Source organism: Hydrogenophaga sp. (genome assembly GCF_022844385.1).
Taxonomy (GTDB): Bacteria; Pseudomonadota; Gammaproteobacteria; order Burkholderiales; family Burkholderiaceae_C; genus Hydrogenophaga.
The window spans coordinates 1-4,888 of the sequence record NZ_JALHLX010000191.1; the positions used below are offsets into that span (position 1 = coordinate 1).

Consider the following 4,888-nt stretch of genomic DNA (forward strand, 5'->3'; position numbering starts at 1 on the left):
CCCAACTACCTGCTCTGGGCCGAGCAGCAGAACGCCGCGGGTGGTCTTGACGTGAAGGGTGTGAAGCGCCAGATCGAGCTCATCAGCAGCGACGACCGCAGCGACACCGAGACCGTGGTGCGCACCTACGAAAAACTCATGGGCAGCGACAAGGTCGACCTGGTGCTGCCACCCTGGGGTTCCAACGCCAACTTCGCCGTGGCGCCGCTCGCCAACCGTTTCCAGTACCCGTTCCTCGCGCCCACCGCACTCTCGCGCCGCCTGGTCGAGATGCGCCTGCCGTACTTCTTCTTGCTGCTGCAGCAGCCTGCGCCCATGACCAACGCGCTGGTCGACATGCTCAAGGCCAACGGTGTGAAGACCGTGGCGCTGATCTACGTGGACGACCTGTTTGGTCTGGAGAACTACGCCGCCTTCAAGGTGGCGCTGCAGGGCAGCGGCATCACCATGGTGGAAGACAAGAGCTACCCCGGTGGCGTGAAAGACCTCTCGCCCGTGCTGCGCTCCATGAAGGACAAGAACCCCGACGCCTTCGTGGGCTTCACCTACCCGCCCGACACCATCCTGGCCAGCCGCCAGGCCAAGGAAGTGGGCTTCAACCCCAAGTTTTTCTACGCCTCGGTGGGCACGGCTTTTCAGCTCTACCGCAACGTGATGACCCCGGCAGGCGCCGAAGGCGTGCTGGGCATGGGCTCGTGGAACGGCAAGACCAGTCCGGCGGCCAAGGCCTACTTCGACGCACACACCAAGAAGTTCGCCGGCAAGGAACCCGACCGCTGGGCCAGCGGCGCCTGCTGGGCTGGCCTGGAGATCCTCACCAACGCGGTGAAGGCCCAGGGCCTGGACCGCAAGGCGATCCGCGACTACGTGGCCGGCACGACCCACAAGACCATCATTGGCGACGTGAAGTTCAATGGCAGCGAAAACGTGGGCACACCGGGCACCGTGGGGCAATGGCAGAACGGGGAGTTCGAGGTGGTGTGGCCGAAGACGGTGGCCACGGCTGCTTTGAACCCAAATAAACCGGCCTGGAAATAAGGGTCACCCCGCGCCGCGCCTGCGGCGCGTGCCTTGCAGGCCGCTGCATTGCCAGAGGCAATGCCTCTTCGGTCTGTCCGAGCCCGCGCATGCGGGCTCGGAGCCGCAGCCCTCAGCCCCCTCCAGGGTCCAATCTTCATAAAGCATGTCCTTCTCCGCCTGGCTCGAACTCCTCGCCTCCGGTCTCATCACCGGCGGCATCTATGCGCTCGTCGCGCTCGGGCTGAACCTGCAGTACGGGCTGATGCGCATCCTCAACATCGCGCATGGCGAGTTCCTCATGGTGGGGGCATACCTCACCTGGATGGCGCAAACCACACTCGGCCTGAACCCGCTGTTCATGGTGCCGGTGTCGTTTGCCATGCTGTTCGTGCTGGGCTGGGTGATCCACCGCCTGTGTTTCCGCCGCCTCACCGTCACCTCGCCCAACCTCGACATCTTTGAAGCGCGCGGGCTCATGGTCGCCTTCGGTCTCATGTTCCTGGTGCAGAACTTCGCTTCGTGGATGTGGGGCGGCGATCTGCGTGGCTACGACTTCCTGACCGAGCCGGTTCAGATTCCGTTGCCCACCGGGGAGGCGCAGTTTGCCGGCAACAAGCTGCTGGTGTTTGCGCTGGCCTTGCTGTTTTCGGGCGCGCTCATCGTGCTCATGCGCACCACGCTGCTGGGCAAGGGTGTGCGCGCGCTCATGCAGTCGCCCACCGGCGCGCAGCTCATGGGCATCAACACCCAGCGCCTGCACCCGCTCATGTTCGGCATCGGTCTGGGCCTCTCGGGCGTGGCCGGTTGCCTGATCTCCATGGCCTACACCATCTCGCCTTCGATGGGCGAGCCCTACACCATCACCGCGCTCATCGTCATCACGCTGGGCGGCTTCGGCAGCATGGGCGGTGCGCTGGCCGGCGGTCTGCTGCTGGGCGTGATCGAAGCCCTGGGCATGCACTTCACCAACCCCTCGCTCAAGGCCCTGTTGAGCTACGTGGTCTTCATCAGCGTGCTGTTGCTGCGGCCTGAAGGTCTGTTTTCTCGCAAGTCACGCAAAGCATGAACTCCCGTCAATTCCTCATCCGCGACCTGCTGGTCCTCTTCGGCCTCACCGGCTGGGCGCTGGCGCTGCCCAGCTTCGCCAGCGAGTTCGCCGTGTCCATGGCGCTCACCTGCCTGATGTACATCGCGCTCTCGTCGAGCTGGGCGCTGTTCTGCGGCACCACGCGCTACCTGTCGCTCGCCACCTCGGCCTTCTTCGGCATCGGCGCCTACACCAGCGCCATCCTGCTGGAGCAGTTGTCGTGGGTGCAGGCGATCGCCATGGGTTCCCTCATTGCCGCCGCCGTGGCCGTGGTCATGGGCGCGGCCGTGCTGCACCTGCGCGGCACCTATTTCGCGGTGCTCACCTTTGGCATGACCGAGCTCATCCGCCACGCCATCAGCTACTTCGAGAAGAGCGTCACCGGCACTGTGGGCCGCGTGCTCATGGTGGTGCCCGACCGCGACACGATCTACCTCACCGTGCTGGCTCTCGCGGTGATCACGGTGGCGCTGTCCATCACCATCCGGCGCACGCGCTTTGGCCTGGCCATGCTCGGCATCGGCGCCGACGAGCAACGCGCCCAGACGCTGGGCGTGAACACGCGCTGGATCAAGATCGCCGGCTTTGCGCTCACCGCCGCGGTGGCGGGTGCGGTGGGCGCGGCCATGTCGGTGCGCTGGACCTACATCGACCCGCACACGGTGTTCAATCCCTTCATCGGTTTCCAGACCGTGCTGATCGCGCTCATCGGCGGTGCGGCCACGCTGTGGGGCCCGCTGATCGCGGCCATCGTCTTCAGCGTGCTGGCCGAAACGCTGCGCCTGCAGGTGCCGCAGATCTACATGATGTCGCTCGGCCTGCTGCTCATCCTGTCGGTGCTGTACCTGCCGGGTGGGCTGGCTTCGCTGCGCACCGAGACCTTCCGGGGCTGGCGCGATGGCGCCAAGGCCTGGTGGACCGAAACGCGCGACGACCTGAGTGGTGAAACCAAGCGCCGAAAGCTCCGTGACAAACAACTCAGGGAGCGCCGCGATGTCTTCTGATCGCCAACCCCTGCTGGACGCCCGCGACATCACCGTGCGCTTCGGTGGCCTCATCGCGGTGGACGCGGTCAGCGCGCGCTTCATGCCGGGCGAACTCGTCGGCATCATCGGCCCCAACGGCGCGGGCAAGACCACCTTCTTCAACGCCATCTCGGGCGTGACCCAACCCACCAGCGGCGCGCTCACGGTGCAGGGGCGCGAGCTGGCTGGCAAGGGCCCGCACCGTTTTGCCGCCAATGGCTTGGCGCGCACCTTCCAGACCCCGCGCACCTTTGCCGACATGCTCGTGCGCGACAACATCGCCTTCGGCCTGAAGTTCGCCGGACGCCGCCCACGCAAGTACATCTGGTGGGGCGAAGAGACCACGGTGCCGTGGGTGCTGCGCACGCCCGAGAGCATCCTCGGCCTCATCGGTCTGAGTGCCCAGGCCGACTTGCCAGCCGCAGCCATCACACCGTCGCAGCAGCGCCTGCTGGAAATCGGCATGGCGCTGGCCACGCGCCCGCGCATGCTGCTGCTCGACGAGGTGGCCGCCGGCCTGACCGAAAACGAGGTGGAAGAGATGGCCCGCCTGATCCGCCGCCTGCGCGACGAGCTCGACCTCACCGTGGTCTGGATCGAACATGCCGTGACCACGCTGCTGCGCCATGTGGAGCGCGTGATCGTTCTGCACCAGGGCAAAAAAATCGCCGATGGCACGCCTGCAGAAGTGGTGCGCAACGCCGAGGTGATCGAGGCCTACCTGGGCGACGAGATGAACGAAACCGAGGAGGCCGCCGCATGATGTGGTACCGCCCCATCCCCTTTGAACTCGGCGGCGGCGCGCGTGCGCGCCTCAAGGTCAACGGCCTCTCGGCCGGCTACGGCGCGTTCCTCGTGCTGCGAGATATCCAGCTCGACATCCAGCCCGGTCTCACCGTGGTGCTCGGCCCCAACGGTGCCGGCAAGACCACGCTGCTCAAGGCGCTCAACGGTCTGATCCCGCGCGGCGGCTCGGTGCTGCTCGACGGCACCGAGATGCCCGAGAAGACGCACGAGATCGTGCAGGCCGGCGTGGCGCTCGTGCCTGAAGGCCGGCAGTTGTTTCCGCAGCTCACGGTGACGGAAAACCTGGAACTCGGCGGCTGGCTGGTGCCCAAGGCGCAGCGCGCCGAGCGTCTGGCCCAGGCCTTTGTGGACTTTCCCAAACTCAAGGAACGCGCCACGCAACTGGCCGGCACCATGAGCGGCGGCGAGCAGCAGATGGTGGCCGTGGCGCGCGCCATGATGTGCGCGCCGCGCCTGCTCATGCTTGACGAACCGTCGCTCGGTCTCGCGCCCAAGATGGTCGACGAGCTGCTCACCATCGTGCGCCGCATTGCCGACAGCGGCACCACCGTGCTCATGGTCGAGCAGAACGTCAAGAAGGCGCTGGCCGTGGCCGACCGGGGCTATGTGATTGAGCGCGGCACGCTGGTGGCCAGCGGCCCGGCCCGGCTGCTCGCGCGCTCCACCGTGATACGCGAGGCTTACCTCGGCGCCGACAAGGACCCCGCCACCGGCACCACCAGCGCGGCCGATGCCGTGCAGCGCCGCAAGGCCGTGGCCACCACCTGACAACCCTTCCATCTGAACCCAAGGAGAACCCCATGTCCGACATGTCCATGCTCATCAACGGCCTCAAGGTCACCGCCGAAAAAGGCGCCACCTTCGAACGCCGCAACCCGCTCGACGGCAGCGTGGCCACGCGCGCGCCCGCCGCGTCACCGGCCGACGCCGTGATGGCGGTGGAAGCCGC

Annotated in this window: 5 protein-coding genes and 1 pseudogene; all 6 read left to right on the top strand. The window is 66.5% G+C overall.

Annotated elements, in window-relative coordinates; translation table 11 throughout:
- The coding region (locus tag Q0C59_RS18680) for an amino acid ABC transporter substrate-binding protein (RefSeq protein WP_291218391.1) at window positions 1–1,038 on the top strand (1,038 nt) is incomplete at its 5' end.
- Between the two features lie 145 nt (window positions 1,039–1,183).
- A complete protein-coding gene (locus Q0C59_RS18685; RefSeq protein ID WP_291218392.1) occupies window positions 1,184–2,086 on the top strand; it encodes a branched-chain amino acid ABC transporter permease in 903 nt (300 codons plus the stop codon).
- Window positions 2,083–3,111, top strand: a complete 1,029-nt coding sequence (locus Q0C59_RS18690) for a branched-chain amino acid ABC transporter permease (protein WP_291218393.1) — start codon at window positions 2,083–2,085, stop codon at window positions 3,109–3,111. The genes Q0C59_RS18685 and Q0C59_RS18690 overlap by 4 nt, the downstream gene beginning before the upstream one ends.
- Window positions 3,101–3,895, top strand: a complete 795-nt coding sequence (locus tag Q0C59_RS18695) for an ABC transporter ATP-binding protein (protein WP_291218395.1) — start codon at window positions 3,101–3,103, stop codon at window positions 3,893–3,895. The genes Q0C59_RS18690 and Q0C59_RS18695 overlap by 11 nt, the downstream gene beginning before the upstream one ends.
- Window positions 3,892–4,707, top strand: coding sequence for an ABC transporter ATP-binding protein (locus tag Q0C59_RS18700; protein WP_291218396.1), 816 nt, complete (start codon window positions 3,892–3,894; stop codon window positions 4,705–4,707). The genes Q0C59_RS18695 and Q0C59_RS18700 overlap by 4 nt, the downstream gene beginning before the upstream one ends.
- Window positions 4,708–4,739: 32 nt before the next feature.
- A pseudogene (locus Q0C59_RS18705) lies at window positions 4,740–4,888 on the top strand (salicylaldehyde dehydrogenase); the annotation flags it as partial.

Bases quoted from the DNA above. Each gene is read 5' to 3' on its own strand.
- Q0C59_RS18685 (WP_291218392.1), top strand. From the start codon at position 1,184: ATGTCCTTCTCCGCCTGGCTCGAACTCCTCGCCTCCGGTCTCATCACC.
- Q0C59_RS18695 (WP_291218395.1), top strand. From the start codon at position 3,101: ATGTCTTCTGATCGCCAACCCCTGCTGGACGCCCGCGACATCACCGTG.
- Q0C59_RS18690 (WP_291218393.1), top strand. From the start codon at position 2,083: ATGAACTCCCGTCAATTCCTCATCCGCGACCTGCTGGTCCTCTTCGGC.
- Q0C59_RS18700 (WP_291218396.1), top strand. From the start codon at position 3,892: ATGATGTGGTACCGCCCCATCCCCTTTGAACTCGGCGGCGGCGCGCGT.